The organism is Enterococcus sp. AZ128 (assembly GCF_051714485.1).
In the GTDB taxonomy this organism is placed as follows: domain Bacteria; phylum Bacillota; class Bacilli; order Lactobacillales; family Enterococcaceae; genus Enterococcus_A.
Map to the genome: position 1 here is coordinate 370,655 of NZ_JBIORZ010000002.1, position 15,516 is coordinate 386,170.

Below are 15,516 nucleotides of genomic sequence, written 5' to 3' on the forward strand. Positions count from 1 at the left end.
AAAATAATCCTAGTTACATTACAATTCAATTTCTTAAATGATTCCTTCCCCCTAGTGAAAACAGAACACTTAAATAACAATTTATTTATAATGATTACAATCTAATTTCCGTGTTATTTCGTCTATACCAAAATATTTTTTTAAAAAATAAAAAAACTCCTAATTTTATTAAAATTCAGAAGTTTTTTCTTATTTATTGACTCGTTATGAGTGATTTTTCGATAAGCATAGTCTTAGTTACGTCTCATTCCCTGCTTGGATCAATTCAGATAGCTTCTCTGAATTGATTAAATAACCGGGTTTATTCTTCCTGATATAACCATTTTCCCGCAAGTATTTAAATGTATGCGTTAGATGGCGATAACTGACACCCAAATAATCAGCGATTTGCGTATTGTTTTCACTGTATTGATTATTCACTGCGACCTCTATCAATAATGCAGCCAGACGATACTTCAGTTCAAACGTTTGCGCATTCGAAAAATGCTCCATTCGCAATAAGAGTTTCTTTCCAATGTATTGAGCGATAAAGGTTGGAAATTCTGCACCCCTCATTAAAGATCGCTCTACTATGTTCAACGGGATCGCTAAACAGCGAACAGCACCGATAGCGATCACATCCTTAGGCGCTTCTTCTGCTTTTACTATGGTCAGCTCACCAATAAAATCACCTGCTTCAAGGAATTGTAATATGAGATTTTTTCCGTTGGGCTCTTGTTGGATGATGCGGGCTTTCCCTTCTATAATAAGAAATAAAAAGTTTAGCTTAGCTAGTTGACTGACGATTTTTTCATTCCGTTCGTAGTCAATCAGATAGCTTTGGTCTAAGATCGCCTTGGTTAAAAATGAGTATTCCGGCAGTTTGTTTGATTCCACATATTTTTCTTTCTTCATTTAGGCTATATCTCCTAGTTGGATTTTTTTAATTCCGTCATACTCATCCTATCAATTAGTTATCGGAGGAACAAATATGATGAATCGAAAAAAAATGACCCTTTCCTTTTTATATTACCTGCTCAGTGCCTTTGGGATCAGTTTGACGTTAAAGGCCAGTATAGGTGTCAGCAGCTTCAACTCATTAAATGCGACATTAGCTGAATTTAGTCAAATTAAAATCGGGACGATCACCGCTGAAATGAATTTCTTATTTTTGATTGCCTGTTTGGCGCTAGATTCCCAGCGAAAGTTGAAAAACTATCTGACAATGGGGATTGCCCTGCTGTTCTTTGGGTCAACGATTAATCTCTTTACTTATTTTATTTTTCCACTTTTTACGCTACATTCCTATATTTTTAACTGTCTGCTTTTTATTCTAGGAACAATCATCGCAGGGATCGGAACGGGGAAAGTTTTAAACTATCAACTACTTAAATTTCCGATTGAGACCTTTTGTCTATTTTTATCCGAACGAACGCATAAGAGCTTCAAGCTTTATCGATATAGTATTGATCTGTACTGTATTCTAATCGCATTGATTCTGACATTCACCTTTCACCTGAACTTGATGGTGCGGGAAGGAACAGTTATCAGCTTTCTTCTATTATCACCTGTAATTGCCTGGGCGAAGAACTAAACGAAAAACATCCTGTCAGGCTATTTCACTGACAGGATGTTCGCGTTTATGCATACAGTTTTTTCGTAAAATATTTTAATAAAAATGGCGAAGATAAGGTCGTAAATAAAATCACGAGGATGATCGCGGAGTAATATTTTCCCACCACTAAGTGTGCTTGAAAACCTAATTGCACGATAATCAGCGCCATCTCTCCCCGGGAAACCATCCCAGAACCTACCATCAAGCTGCTTTGATTATCAAACCCAGAGAACCTGCTGCCCATATAGCCGCCAAGCAGTTTTGAAAAAATCGCGATGGCGGTAAAGACCGTAATAAACAGCAATTGCTTCGTGAGTCCGTTGAAGGTCACTTCTAGCCCAATACTGATAAAAAAGACTGGAATGAACACCGCGTAACCGATCGCTTCAATATTGTAACGCACGTCTTTCCAAACATTTGTCTGACCGATCGCGATCCCGGTTGAAAATGCGCCGATTACCGAGCTTAACCCAATAAGATCCGCTAGATAGGACATGCTTAAACATAAAGTCAAAGAGACGATGATAACAGAAGACTGCGCGAAGATTTTTTTACTCAGATTCATTAAATAAGGCGCGCCCCAGCGAATTAAAAAGAAAACCGCTACGAAGAATAGAATCTGCGCAATCAGCATGAAGCCCAACGATTGATCGCTTCCGCCTTCCACGCCTAATAATGGCATACACAGGCTGACAATCAGCACAACTAAAATGTCGTCAACGACGGCTGCACCGAGAATAGTCGATCCTTCCTTGGTATTGACTACTTTTAGCTCTTTTAGAACCTCCACTGAAATACTGACGGACGTTGCCGCTAAAATCAAACCGAAGAAAAAGGACTGATTCATTGGTACACCGAACAAATTCCCGCTGCCTGTCCCTAATAAAAGCGGGAAAAAAATTCCCAGCAAAGCCACATAGACACCCGGTCGAAAATACTTCCGCAGCAACGGCAAATTGCTTTCGATTCCTGCCAGAAACATCAACAATATGACGCCAATCTCAGAAAAATCCTTCACTAGAATGTCGGGATGGACAATCCTCAGTCCGCCGTTTCCCAGCAGTATTCCCACGAGTAGCTGCCCGATCACGGCGGGGATTCCCATTCTTCGCGAGAAGTGGCTCGCCACAGTGACACTCACTAAAATCAGACACAAAACCCCAATAAATTCCATCTCTTCACCTCCACAATTGCAAACTGAAAAGTTAGTATTAATGCAATTGTATTCGTTTCCAACTAGGAAGTCTATCGGAAAAATAAATCGAACAAAAAAAGCATCCGCACCTCATGACTCGTGAAGCGCGGATGCCATTTTTCTATTGTTTAACCAATGATTCTCCGTTTGAAGTGATCACTTCTTTATACCAATCAAAACTTTTCTTTTTATAACGTTCCAGTGTACCAGAACCATCACTATTGCGATCCACATAGATCATACCGTAGCGTTTTTTGATCTCCGCCGTAGTAAAGCTGACTAAATCAATGCAGCCCCAAGAGGTATATCCCATCACAGGTACCCCATCTTCGATCGCTTCCTCAACTTGGACCAAGTGATCATTCATATAGTCAATCCGGTAATCATCGATGACCGTTTTTTCACCATTTTCTAAAGTAACCAGCTCATCAACTGCTCCTAAGCCATTTTCAACGATGAATACTGGTTTTTGGTAACGATCATATAAAATATTCAAGTAGTAACGCAGCCCTTTCGGATCGATCTGCCAGCCCCATTCACTCGCCTTTAAATAGGGGTTCGGAATGCCGCCGATGATATTGCCCTCTCCTGCTTCTTTCGTTGGATCAGCGGATTCGCAAATACTCATGTAATAACTGAAGGAAATGAAGTCCACGGTGTGCTTCAAATCTTCTAGATCCTGTGGCAGAATGTCCAACTCAATCTTATTTTCTTTAAACATCCGCTTAGAATAGCTTGGATAATAACCGCGTACCTGCACATCCGAGAAGAAAAAGTTTTCTCGTTCGGTAGCCAAGGATTTTAATACATCCTCTGGTTTTGGCGTTAACGGATAGACTGGTACACCTAGAATCATGCAACCAATCTGCGCCTTCGGAATTATCTCATGACAAGCTTGAACTGCACGACTGCTGGCAACCAGCTCATGATGGATCGCCTGATAAATATCCTGCTGTGTTAGTTCTTCCTTCGGTGTATTAATGCCTCCGCTTAGAAATGGCACATGCGTGATCGAATTGATTTCATTAAATGTCAGCCAGTATTTGACCTTATCCTTGTAACGCTTGAAAACAGTGCGAACGTAATGCTCAAAGAAATCGATCATTTTACGATTGCGCCAGCCATCATAGGTCCGTGTTAAATGCAGCGGCGTTTCATAATGAGAAAGTGTCACTAACGGTTCGATGCCATACTTCAGACATTCATCAAACACCTCATCATAAAATGCTAGTCCTGCTTCGTTGGGTTCCTGCTCATCCCCTTGCGGAAAAATTCGTGCCCAGGCGATCGACAGTCGGAAAACCTTGAAGCCCATCTCCGCGAATAAACGAATATCTTCTTTATAGCGATGATAAAAATCAATGCCCACCAGCTTCAAATTATCTTCCATCGGCTCTTCAGTAGGTGCTTCATGCCACCCTTTGCGAGTCACATCCTGCACAGTCAGACCTTTGCCATCCTCAAGATAAGCCCCTTCACATTGATTCGCAGCGACAGCGCCGCCCCATAAAAAATCATTTGGAAATTTACTCATGTTCCACGTTCCTCCAATCCTTGTTCTCGCTTAAATCACATATAATACAGCCTCTTCATAATCAGCTGTTTTCATTTCGTCTTTTGGTACTACATCGATAAATGTGTCGCTGTTTGTTACGACAATCGGAATAACCGTATCATAACCAGCAGCCTTTACAGCCGCAAAATCAACCGTCAATAATGGTTGACCTGCTTTGACCGTATCACCAGCAGCAACCAAACTTTTAAAATGCTTCCCATTTAATTCTACAGTATCAATTCCTACGTGGATCAGCAACTCCATCCCAGCTTCACTGGTCAATCCAATCGCGTGTTTTGTGGGGAATAACGCCGAAACCGTGCCGTCAAAAGGAGCAACAATCGTATTTTCTTCAGGAACGATCGCAATGCCTTGTCCCATCACTTTGCTAGAAAAAGCAGAGTCGTTGACCTTTTCCAATGGAATGACTTTACCCTTTACCGGCGCTAAAACTTTCTTCGGATCACTGCTGCCGCCTTCGACAACCTCTAAAACACGATCATCTGTCGGAACTTCCTCGTCAATCCCAAAGAACCATGTCAAAACAAATGTAATCACGATAGAAGCCGCAGCTACGATACAAGCATTGATAAAGTTGCCATCAATACTGCCGTTGATAAATTGCGGAAGAGCTACAAGTGACGGAACTGCGAAAGCATAAGATTCTACTCCGGTAATTCCCATAAAGATCCCGCATAAAGCCCCAGAGATCATCGCCGCATACAATGGTTTTTTATATTTCAACGTAACACCATATAATGCTGGTTCTGTTACCCCAGCTAATAAAGCTGAAATTCCTGCCCCTAACGCCACCTGTTTTAAATTTTTATCTTTCGCTTTCATCGAAACAGCAAGTGCTGCAGCTCCCTGCGCAATATTCGCCGCTAGCATCGCTGGTAAAATCAGCATATCCGGTGTAGCTGGGGAAGCGATCAAGAAAATCGGTGCAAAAGCCCAATGCATTCCGGTCATAACGATCAATGGCATCAAAGCAGACATCAAGCCAAGTGCCAACCAACCTGCTTTTGCTTGAATCCAAATTACCGCCGCCGATAAGCCTTGTCCGGCAAATGTTCCAAGAGGACCAACGACAACTAACGCAATAATACCGGACAACAATAAAACCAACAAAGGCTGTAAAAGGTTCTTCATCACTGCTGGAATGATTCGGTTGAAAAAGGCTTCAATGTATTTCATCAGCCAAACCATGATCAAAATCGGAATAACCGATGAACCATAACTCGCTAATGTGATTGGCAACCCAAAGATACTAACTGGATCGCCCGCTGTAACCATCGCCGCAAAGTTCGGGTGCAGCATGATCCCGCCTACTGCTACAGCTAACATCGGTGTTACGCCAAATTTCTGTGAAGCCGTGAACGCCAACATCACTGGCATAAAGTAGAAGGGCGCATCACCAAAGAACGACAGAACAGCATACGTAGAGGATGCCTCACTCAAAACCCCTATCAACGGCAGGACAATCAATAGAACTTTGATCATTCCGCCTCCTAGCAAAGCCGGAATCAATGGAGACATACAGCCGGAAATTACATCGACCAAGGTTTCAAAGATATTCTTCTTTTCTGTTGATGCAACCGGATCAGAACTGAAATTTCCTAATTTAGCAAACGCACGATAATAGTTCGCCACATCGTTGCCTAAAATCACTTGATATTGCCCTGCTTTTTTCATCACTCCCATAACACCGGGAATCGCCTTTACTTCATCATCATTTACTTGATCCTGATTTTTAAGGATCAAACGTAGACGCGTCACACAGTGTGTCGCTGTCTGAATATTCTCACTGCCGCCAACGGCATTGTAGATGTCTTTTGCTGTTTGTTGATACTTCATTTTTTCTCCTCTTTTCTGAATATGGTTCTTCCTATTTAATAGATTCATTTTTCCTAGTTCAAGGTAAATGAGTTTGATTTTCGTTGCGCACACCATTCCGCTAGTTTATTAAGTCATTTATTTTTTGTAAATCACTATTTTGTGCATTTACCATATAAACTGTGAAGAGTGGAACTGGCAGCTATCTCTTGCTTGGGATTCATTTTTCCTAGTTCGGAAAAATGAGTTTGATTCTCGTTGCGCATACCATTCCGCTAGTTTATTAAGCCATTTATTTTTTTGTAAATGACTAATTTGTGCATTTACCATATAAACTGCGAAGAGCGGAACTGGCAAAAAAAGACCTAAAGCTGCCTTGTTAGACAAGCTCTAGGTCATGCTCCGGTGGGATAACAATCCTAGTTACAAATTTTTGGTAATACGACGAATATGTGCGGTCAAATAAAGCAATTCGGTTGAGCTTAATTCATACTCAAAATCCTTTTGCACATAGTCCTTGATCTCTAATGCACTGGCATATTCGCCTTCATACTTATGCTTCAATGTATTCAATAATTCCTCATCTTCGTCATCATAGTGATCTCCTGCCAACAAACGCTGCGCGAAGAATTTCACATGTGTGACGAAGCGATAATAATCCAGCGAATTTTCATCAAACTCTGTGCGATAATGATTTTTGATGATCGTCTCAATATTCTTAGTAATCTCAGCGATTTCATAAGCAAAATCCCACGATTTGTCCATCTCTGCATTTACAAAATGGATCGCAATAAAGGCTGCCTCGTCAATCTCAAAAGATACCCCCAAATCATTTCTGACAATCTCGATTGCCTTTTCGCCAACGGCATATTCATCTGGATAAAATCGTGCGATATCCCAACGCAACGGGTTTTTCAAAATCAACCCTTCTCGATACCGATCAATCGCCGAATGAATATGATCCGTCAGATTAACGTAAATAATTTCGTTTAAATTTTTACCCAATTTAATTTTGCCGAAATTGATGATCTTTTCAGAAACTAAAATATGCTCCATCGGCACATTGATCAGCAATTCCGTGAACTTGCTTTGAGTCTCTTTATCCTTCAGCAAAAAAGATTTTTCAATCTGTTCCAAACCTACTGATTGTCCTTTTTTCTTACCAAAGGCGATCCCCTTACCCATCAGCAAAACGTCGACGCCTTTGCTGTTTGAAGAAATGACTGTATTATTATTTAACACTCGTTTTATGATCATAAATTAATTCCCTCGCTAGCCACAAAAAAAGCCCATTTACATACACGACAACGGTGCGGTAAATAGGTCCTGCTCACTTAATAGTGATAACATCCAACATTTTTCATTTAATTCTCGCATGCTTACCCGAAGTAATAACATCAAGAACTTATGGAAAGGTTATCATGAATCGGCAAGTGCTGTCAATATTTTTTGAGCAGAAAGTCAAAAATGGTTTATTGGGTTTTTCATTATATTTTAAAAGTAACTCTTTTTAGCTATCTCAATTGAGACAATAAATTTTTCTGATTTAACTTGAAGTTGAAAATTTGCGTTGGAATATTTCTTCAATACTTTATTCAAATTTGATAATCCTAATCCTGTATGCCCATCTTTAGTAGAATAATTTTTATTTAGAATCTTAGTAATATCCACAGATTTAGTCACTGCATTTTCAATTTTGAACGCCCATAATTCTTGATTATTTGTCACCATAATATGAATATATGGATTTCGTTCATCTAAACTTGCCTCAAATGCATTATTAGTGAGAATAGATACTATTCGTAATAAATCAATCTGATTAATCGGTATTGGATGACCTTGGTCTTCTACAATAAGCTCAAAATATATACCATTTTCTCGACATTTTTCTATAAACCTTGCGATTAAGCCTCGCAACGCAGCACTTTGAATTGATACCAATTGAGAATGGTGATAATCCTTTAAATAGTCGGCAGTCGTTTCTGTTAGTTCTGCTAGGTATTCTTTAGCTCCTTTAATATCTTCATTGGCCAAGTACTCACTTAAACCTAAAAGTGCAGAATTGAAATCATGCCGATATTCTCTAGCAAGTTCATAGTTATGTCTTTCCTCCTCTACAGACAGGTTTAGATCTTTCAAGAAGGATTCTTTTTGATAATTTTTATTGACCAAAGTGATTAGGGAAAGCAATGTAAAGGTTAGAAGAATAATCAATACGATTAGAACAAAAAGCGTGAAATGATACCTTTTTACATATAGGTATAAGTGGCTAGTGAGCAATAGAAAGAATAGAATTAATAAAAAAAATCCCTGCAGAGGATAGTTCTCCTTCAGTTCTTTCAACATTGGGGCAACTGCATATTTTTTATCTAACTTTTTCAGAATAAATGAAATAACGGCTATCAAAATCGCTTGAATGCAAGCAATTAGAAATAAATCATACATATTCGTAAAAATAGCATTTTTGGAAAAATAGACTGGTAAATAGAATGTTACTAATCGTACAAAAGTCACTAGCATATCTTGTAGAATAATCAGTACTGATGGTAAAAGCCAACTCGACAAATAATGCCTCATGATTAAATACTCAATCACATACAACACATAAATATAAATCACTGCGTATAAGTTTTTTGAAAAGAAACTTACCGCAAAAGCAAGTAATAGGAAAAGTGTTAAAAAGTTGGTACCCTTTTGAAGGATAAAGCGATGATTTAGCAACGCCCATAAAATGATCATATAATTTAGAGCGTAAAGAGCAATTGAGTAAGTATTTGTCATTCTAGATCATTCCTTTTTAAATATTGATTTATCTTTCTAGTTCCAGAAATACCAACATCCAAAATTGTTTGATCTTCAAATTGGATAATCCCTTCTGACTGATCAATTTTTTCAATTTGTTTTAAATTGATTATAAAAGATTTCAACTCTTTAAAAAAATAAGGCGCACTTAACTGCTCACGAATACTTTTAAGTCGACTTGTAACTAACATTTCTCCTTCAACCAATTTAATGAGTAACATCTTTTTATACCCTGGTATTGTTGATATATATATAATGTTCTTTTCGTAAACAATGACTTTTTGATTGTTGGACTCAACAGTGATTTTTATTTCATTACTTTCTCTGTCCTCAACTGTCATTAGATAGCTGTCAATTAATTGTCTGGCTTTTGCAGTAAGATGATCCATTGACAAATTCTTGCTCAAATAGGCAAATGGTAAAATCTGGCGATTAATGATTTCCATTCCATAGGTTTCAAATGATGTGATAAAAACAATAAAACAGTTGACATTTTTTTCTCTTATTTTTCCTGCTAAATCAATCCCATTAAAATAATTTTTCAATTCAATATCAATCAGAAATAGTGTTGAATCGTCAATTTCTAAAGAATCTAATTCCTTATAGAAAGATCGTTCATTACTCACTTCTATAAATTCAAAAGGAAATCGGTTTAAATCTTGAATTACTTTAATTATTTTTTTTCTTATTACAAATTGATCGTCAATTACATAGATTTTCATTCCCACACCTACTTTGAGTACTTTTATCATAGTATAGAATGTCTTAGCAAACATAGCTAAAAAATTGCCTAATAATTTAATTAAAATCATCAGACAATTTTGTCTTTTTGCTATTTAAATGTTTTTCGAACACAGGAACCAAATTTTATATCTCAAAACTTAGTAAATTTCTATTACTAAATATTCTGTATCAACAAATTTTTATAATATCGATTGTTTACAATCATTCCCGATTTATGCCAACTTCTACATTCTCCCTTGTTCCCCATCCTTGCACTTTAACCATCATAAAGAATCCATAATAAGCCAACATTGTTCCTAGATAAATATTGAATACTGTTGATATTGGTGTGTATAGTACATACTTGATAAAAGAAAGATATTTTTCACCGGAGCTATCCTGTATTCCTAATAGTCTACTTCCTCGTAAATATCCTAAAACTACCATATATAGAAGAATGGGCCACGGAAATATTCCTGTTTGTATAGGATAAATAAAGAGAACAAAAGGAAAAACTATAAAGTACATCAATTGCGTCACGTACTGCATTGCGATTAGCCACCAGATCATATATTTAAAACTATGGTGACGAATAATGTACATCCCTCCCCACCAAAAGCTCTTCCACCAACGAACTCGTTGTCTTGTCAAATGACTGATATTTTCCGGCATTAAAGTATAACCAATGGACGTTTCTTGATAGACTGTTTTCCCCAATAGGGACGCATAATGCGTCAGCATCCGGTCATCACCAAACATCGCACGTTGCTTAAAAACAATTTGATTTAAATATTCATCTAAAAATTGCTTGATTACCGTATTACGATAAAGAGCTAACCCTCCGCAACTAACACTAACCGAATTATATACAGACGCGCTTGCCCGACCGTTTGTAAAAGATATCGGAAAGCTAAGACTTAAAATCTTTGAGATGAACGTCGTTTTATTTTCAGCAAGCAATAATCCTGCTACCGACATAATCTCTGAATCCTGAAAAGGTATACAGCCCTCATATATTGCATTTTCATCTAAAACTGTATCACTATCCATCGTCAAAAAAATATCAACAATATCTTGATAGTCCCGAAATGCATGACTTTGAGCTACTCGTTTTCCACTATTAGCAATATATTTGTAGATAACTTCAAAGGGAACTTCTTTCTTCCATTGAGAAACGATTTCTTCAACAAGGTGTTCTTCCTTTGAGCCATCCTCAACGATATAAACAACAGTTGGTGTCATTGTTTGATCTGACAGACTCTTAAGCATTTTCGAAAACATAACGCGATCTTCATTATATACGGGAATAACAACTGCCGTTTTTAATTTCTTAGGATCATTCATTTCATCCAATGAAAAAGGTTTATACTGAAAAGAAGATATTAACAGAAAATTATTCCAGAAAAAGGACAGAATAACCACTGGATAGACCCACATTAAGCGATTAGTATCAAATGATATAAACTGGTAATAAGTAATTCCTACCAGAATAAATGTAGCAAAAAGATAAATTTTAAAATTTGTTGGATTAGGTCGTTTAAAATCAAAATTTGAACTTGAAACTCGTCTTAATTTACTAGTACTAAACAAATTTAGTGCTAGTAAAACCAAAAGGAGTGAAGAAACTAGTAAGCTAAAGATTACAAGATAAATAATTTGAACCAACTCCAATCTATAAATAGTAGTAATTTTCGGCAAAAGGAGCTGAAAAAAGATATTTCGTATCCAACATGTGTCGTGAATGCTTCAAAACTTGAAGATAATCGACTGCATCATGGTCAACTAACACCACAACTAAATCATAATCAGACAAATCTTTATACTGAAGCGACTGAACAGCTCTGTCCTCTTTTCCGATCTGAATAGTTGTAGCAAAGTCATCGTATAAATCTACAGAAGCCTGATATTTTTCCAGCTTCTCTAACAGTTCCGGTACAGCAGATAAACGTGTATCCGAACTGTTTTTTTTGTATGTCACTCCTAAAAGCGCAATTTTTGATTGAAAAACCGGAATACGATTTTCCGAAAGAATATCCATGATTCGGTCCATACATAATTGCAACATCGACTGATCTACTTTGCCAGTCGCTTCAATCAATGCGGAATTAATTTTTTCTTTTTCCATAAACCAATGTAAATAATAAGGGTCTACCCCAATACAATGCCCACCAATTTTTACAGTTGGATTGAAACGCATGAACCCAAATGGTTTGGTTTCGGCAGCATCCAATACATCACGTGTATTAATATTTAAAGTACGACAAACTTTACTCAATTCATCCGCCAATCCAATGTTCACAAATCGAAAGGTATTCTCATATAATTTAGCTAATTCGGCAACCTCTGGGGATGCAACTGGTACTGCTGTTTCACCAATCATTTTGGTCGCCAATTCAGTGCATTTTTGTGTATAGCCACCAACCAATTTAGGCGTATCTTTGACAGAATAGTGCTTATTTCCAGGATCAATCCGCTCTGGTGAGAAGGCAACAAAGACGTCTTCTCCAGGTTCGAAATCTCTATTTAGTAACGGCTCTACTATGTACTTAACGGTCGTTGTAGGATAACTGGTACTTTCTAGAATAATTAATTTCCCTGGTACAAGCTGATCCAAAATGTTAGTTATCGATTCTTCTAAAGCTGTCAAATCAGGATTTTGGTACTCATCAATTGGTGTTGGAACATCAATAAAGATCACATCTGCATCCTGAATCGATTGATAATTGTCTATCACTTCATTTCGCTGCAAGTATTGTTGAATTGCTTCGTTTGAAATATCATCAATATAGCTTTGTCCTTTTTTAAGTAACTCAACTTTTTGCTTATCTTTATCTAACCCTATCACTGAAAAGTTAGAATCAGCGTAGTGAATAGCATGAGGCAATCCGACATATCCTAATCCTACAACTGCAATTTTTGCCGATCTATCTTCAATTTTTTTCCTTAAATCATCATAATATTTATTCACAAATCATTTCCTTTCTCGATTTCTTTTTTCAATTTCCTTGAGATAATTCTCAGTTAAGTAAAAGTTGGGGTATCTTTCCTGTCTAGTTTCATCAACAGAGTACCCAATATCAAAACATATAATAACTATGTAAATCACATAATTATATTTTTAAAGTTTTCAATACTTATTACTTAACTTTTTTCATATTAACAAATAAGTTTTTGATACAAATTGATTTGGAACCGTTTCCTATACCATTTAGTTTTTTGTATTGGTTTAGCAATAGCCATATTTGATTTCTTCAATTTTTAGATGACGAAATTAAGTGAGCTCTTTTATTAAGTTGATAATGTTTATGTATTAAATGATTCCTGATAATATAGAGATTTTAATTTGTAAGTTCAGATTGGACATCATTCCTATTTAAAATATTTAGTACTAAACAAACTAAGAAAATAAATCATAGAATCGTTCAAAAATGATGAGACCAGATTTAAGAATGCAAAAAGTCCAAAGTCTCCCTTAAAAGACAAAGAAGACTTCGGTATCTTTAAATCTGTAAAAGAGTATTCTGGACAACATTCTATTTCCAAAAATTATCGTTCTCCTAGTACTTCTATAATTAAGTACTTTCTTCAACGTAAGTTCCTGTCGGGTTTACATACATCTGCTAGAAAATAGCACACGGATAGATCATGAAGATATGGATATGAGCTCATCAATCTTCTTTACGTATATTGACGCTATCTATGGATGGGCTTTCTTTGGTCACATGTTTTCATGAACTATCATTCATTCCACGTTAGATGCTATCCATAATTAAATATCCTTTACAGATTTTTTACCGATAAGAAAGAGTACCAGTCCTACTATAGCGGCACCTAAGAAAATCAAACCACTATTTAATCCTTCTGATCCTGTTTTAGGCAAAGTTTTCGCTTTTGCTGCTGTATTGGGCGCTGCTTTTTTAGAAGCCGTTCCATTGCTTGTTGGGATAGAATTCTGTGTTGTAACAGTTGTTTTCTTTTCCTTCACTGTAAGAGTGATATCCTTTTGCACAGTTAGTTCTACTTGAGTGGACTCCTCGACCCTTGAAGCTGTATATCGAATTTTATATATACCGGCTTCCGTTAGTCGTTTTGTGAGTTGCACCGTCGGAATCTGATCATCTAAAACCTCAAAAGTGAGTTTGTCCGCATCAGTCGTTTTCGCCCAGCCTAAGACGATTTCTTTAGTCAAAACATCTCCAACATAAAGTACATGATCGTCGGCCTGAATCGTTGGAGGTGTAACATCTGTTTTCTTTTTCACGACAGTAACAGATGAGGTGTGTTCCAAAGTTTCACCCAATGAGTTCGTCACTCGATACACGATTGAATACTTTCCGGCCGTGGAGATGTCCAGTTCTGTTTTGAGTACTTGAATCCCAACTCCACTAGCTTTCTCAAAAGTATTTAGACGTTTTTCTTTGCCTTCGCTGTCTATTTCATAAGCTTCAATATAATTCATAAAATCAATCGCATCTTCATAAATGGAGCCAGTATGCGTATAGCCATCTTTCGGTTCAACGATCTTAATTCCGCTAATGACTGTAATCGTTACAGTGTCAGTGAGTATCTTGCCATCTGGTAGCCTCACTGAGAATTTCACCGCGGATGTTCCTAACTTATCCGCTAATTGACTTCCCTCCACAAATACTTTAATCTCCTTAGCATCAATGATTTTATTCTCAGCATCTTTAATGACAACTCTTTTTAGAATTTCCTCGCTTAATTTAACATTTTTCGGTACTGAAAAATTAGAGATTGTCATCTGATATTTCGGTTCTGCTTTCGCCTGTACATTAATCGTGATCGCCTTTTCTGCCTTGACACCTTGAGAATTTTCTACTGAATAAGTCAATGCATATTTTCCGACTTTTGATGTATCCACTTTTCCAGTAATTTTTATTTTATCTGTCAGATCACCATCTTTGACTTCCGTCGCTGAAACGCCCTCTTTTGGATCAAATTTTTGGTTTAATTCAATTGTTTTATTCTGAACTCCGGCGAATTGAGGAAGTACTTGTGTACGTTCTTTGGTACTGGAAGCAGTCGTATTTCCGCTTTCTTCTGAGCCATCTGAAACACTTTCACTTAATGGACTTCCACTTTCCTGGCTGGTTTCATTCTCAGAAGCCAAGGTCGTTGGTGCAACATTTGTCACTAACCCAACTAAACAAATCATTAATAATCCTACAAACCTGATCTTTTTCATTTAAACCCAACTTTCTTTTTTTATCTAAATCTGTTCTCAACTCCATTGACTTACTGATTCAAAGTATAGTTTCCATTTGTATCGATCCCATTTAGGCTTAACATGGCATCGAATTGCTCAATGTTCTTTACCATCCCACTAGATTTCAAATATTGGATATACTCTGCTAAAGTAGTCGCCTTACTCTTAACATGTGTGTATACTCAAAATTTGACTTTAGTTGAGAAAAATTATCTAAAGCAAGTTGGATACTCTCCCTAACTTCGTTAATCATGTCACAGTAAAAATTCTAGATTTTAATCAACTGATAGTTATACTCTTTAGAATTTTCATGGCTTGAATTCTCAAAAAAAGAGATTCAAAGTAACATCGATTGTTCATTTTTCTGATATCGGTCAACTCATTATTGAACGATAGGTTATTCCCTTTACATTGACCATATTTCCAACTTCAGGCCGACCTAAAGTGTATTCAAAATAAATAAGAGAAATTTCATCGGGGACATCAACCATAATAGTTTTGATTTCTCCGTCATTATCAGATCTTAGATTGTCACACAATACCTGTCTTTTACTCTGAGCATCCTAATAAAGGATTTTGATTGG

Annotated in this window: 11 protein-coding genes; 1 reads left to right on the forward strand and 10 read right to left on the reverse strand. The window is 37.0% G+C overall.

The features are described from left to right. Positions 1–237: 237 nt before the first annotated feature. The gene (locus IGI38_RS13670; protein ID WP_438731441.1) at positions 238–894 is read right to left on the reverse strand and encodes a cyclic nucleotide-binding domain-containing protein; all 657 of its coding nucleotides are present in this window, start codon (positions 892–894) and stop codon (positions 238–240) included. Between the two features lie 79 nt (positions 895–973). On the opposite strand from IGI38_RS13670, the gene IGI38_RS13675 reads away from it, so the two are divergent. Then, the gene (locus IGI38_RS13675; protein WP_438733375.1) at positions 974–1,573 is read left to right on the forward strand and encodes a YczE/YyaS/YitT family protein; all 600 of its coding nucleotides are present in this window, start codon (positions 974–976) and stop codon (positions 1,571–1,573) included. 46 nt (positions 1,574–1,619) lie between these two features. On the opposite strand, the gene IGI38_RS13680 is transcribed toward IGI38_RS13675, so the two are convergent. The 9 genes from IGI38_RS13680 to IGI38_RS13720 form a co-directional block, all read right to left on the reverse strand. Further along, positions 1,620–2,768 carry a cation:proton antiporter gene (locus IGI38_RS13680; protein WP_438731444.1) on the reverse strand — a complete coding sequence of 383 codons (1,149 nt, stop codon included), beginning with the start codon at positions 2,766–2,768 and terminating at the stop codon, positions 1,620–1,622. A 142-nt stretch (positions 2,769–2,910) separates the two neighbouring features. Beyond that, on the reverse strand, positions 2,911–4,323 hold the full coding sequence (locus IGI38_RS13685) for a glycoside hydrolase family 1 protein (protein ID WP_438731446.1): 1,413 nt from the start codon (positions 4,321–4,323) through the stop codon (positions 2,911–2,913). Between the two features lie 30 nt (positions 4,324–4,353). Continuing rightward, a complete protein-coding gene (locus IGI38_RS13690; protein WP_438731449.1) occupies positions 4,354–6,201 on the reverse strand; it encodes a beta-glucoside-specific PTS transporter subunit IIABC in 1,848 nt (615 codons plus the stop codon). A 402-nt stretch (positions 6,202–6,603) separates the two neighbouring features. Continuing rightward, positions 6,604–7,437, reverse strand: a complete 834-nt coding sequence (gene licT, locus IGI38_RS13695) for a BglG family transcription antiterminator LicT (RefSeq protein ID WP_438731451.1) — start codon at positions 7,435–7,437, stop codon at positions 6,604–6,606. Between the two features lie 237 nt (positions 7,438–7,674). After that, positions 7,675–8,961 (reverse strand): sensor histidine kinase, encoded by a 1,287-nt coding sequence (locus IGI38_RS13700; RefSeq protein WP_438731455.1) that lies wholly within the window; start codon positions 8,959–8,961, stop codon positions 7,675–7,677. Continuing rightward, positions 8,958–9,794, reverse strand: a complete 837-nt coding sequence (locus IGI38_RS13705; protein WP_438731458.1) for a LytR/AlgR family response regulator transcription factor — start codon at positions 9,792–9,794, stop codon at positions 8,958–8,960. Before IGI38_RS13705 ends, IGI38_RS13700 begins: the two co-directional genes overlap by 4 nt. A gap of 133 nt (positions 9,795–9,927) precedes the next feature. Then, positions 9,928–11,049 (reverse strand): glycosyltransferase, encoded by a 1,122-nt coding sequence (locus IGI38_RS13710; protein WP_438731461.1) that lies wholly within the window; start codon positions 11,047–11,049, stop codon positions 9,928–9,930. A gap of 328 nt (positions 11,050–11,377) precedes the next feature. After that, positions 11,378–12,673 carry a nucleotide sugar dehydrogenase gene (locus IGI38_RS13715; protein ID WP_438731464.1) on the reverse strand — a complete coding sequence of 432 codons (1,296 nt, stop codon included), beginning with the start codon at positions 12,671–12,673 and terminating at the stop codon, positions 11,378–11,380. An 801-nt stretch (positions 12,674–13,474) separates the two neighbouring features. Continuing rightward, positions 13,475–14,911, reverse strand: coding sequence for an immunoglobulin-like domain-containing protein (locus tag IGI38_RS13720; protein WP_438731467.1), 1,437 nt, complete (start codon positions 14,909–14,911; stop codon positions 13,475–13,477). Positions 14,912–15,516 lie beyond the last annotated feature (605 nt).

Bases quoted from the DNA above. Each gene is read 5' to 3' on its own strand.
- IGI38_RS13720 (WP_438731467.1), bottom strand. From the start codon at position 14,911: ATGAAAAAGATCAGGTTTGTAGGATTATTAATGATTTGTTTAGTTGGG.
- IGI38_RS13680 (WP_438731444.1), bottom strand. From the start codon at position 2,768: ATGGAATTTATTGGGGTTTTGTGTCTGATTTTAGTGAGTGTCACTGTG.
- IGI38_RS13670 (WP_438731441.1), bottom strand. From the start codon at position 894: ATGAAGAAAGAAAAATATGTGGAATCAAACAAACTGCCGGAATACTCA.
- IGI38_RS13705 (WP_438731458.1), bottom strand. From the start codon at position 9,794: ATGATTTTAATTAAATTATTAGGCAATTTTTTAGCTATGTTTGCTAAG.
- licT (WP_438731451.1), bottom strand. From the start codon at position 7,437: ATGATCATAAAACGAGTGTTAAATAATAATACAGTCATTTCTTCAAAC.
- IGI38_RS13675 (WP_438733375.1), top strand. From the start codon at position 974: ATGAATCGAAAAAAAATGACCCTTTCCTTTTTATATTACCTGCTCAGT.
- IGI38_RS13690 (WP_438731449.1), bottom strand. From the start codon at position 6,201: ATGAAGTATCAACAAACAGCAAAAGACATCTACAATGCCGTTGGCGGC.
- IGI38_RS13700 (WP_438731455.1), bottom strand. From the start codon at position 8,961: ATGACAAATACTTACTCAATTGCTCTTTACGCTCTAAATTATATGATC.
- IGI38_RS13685 (WP_438731446.1), bottom strand. From the start codon at position 4,323: ATGAGTAAATTTCCAAATGATTTTTTATGGGGCGGCGCTGTCGCTGCG.
- IGI38_RS13710 (WP_438731461.1), bottom strand. From the start codon at position 11,049: ATGAATGATCCTAAGAAATTAAAAACGGCAGTTGTTATTCCCGTATAT.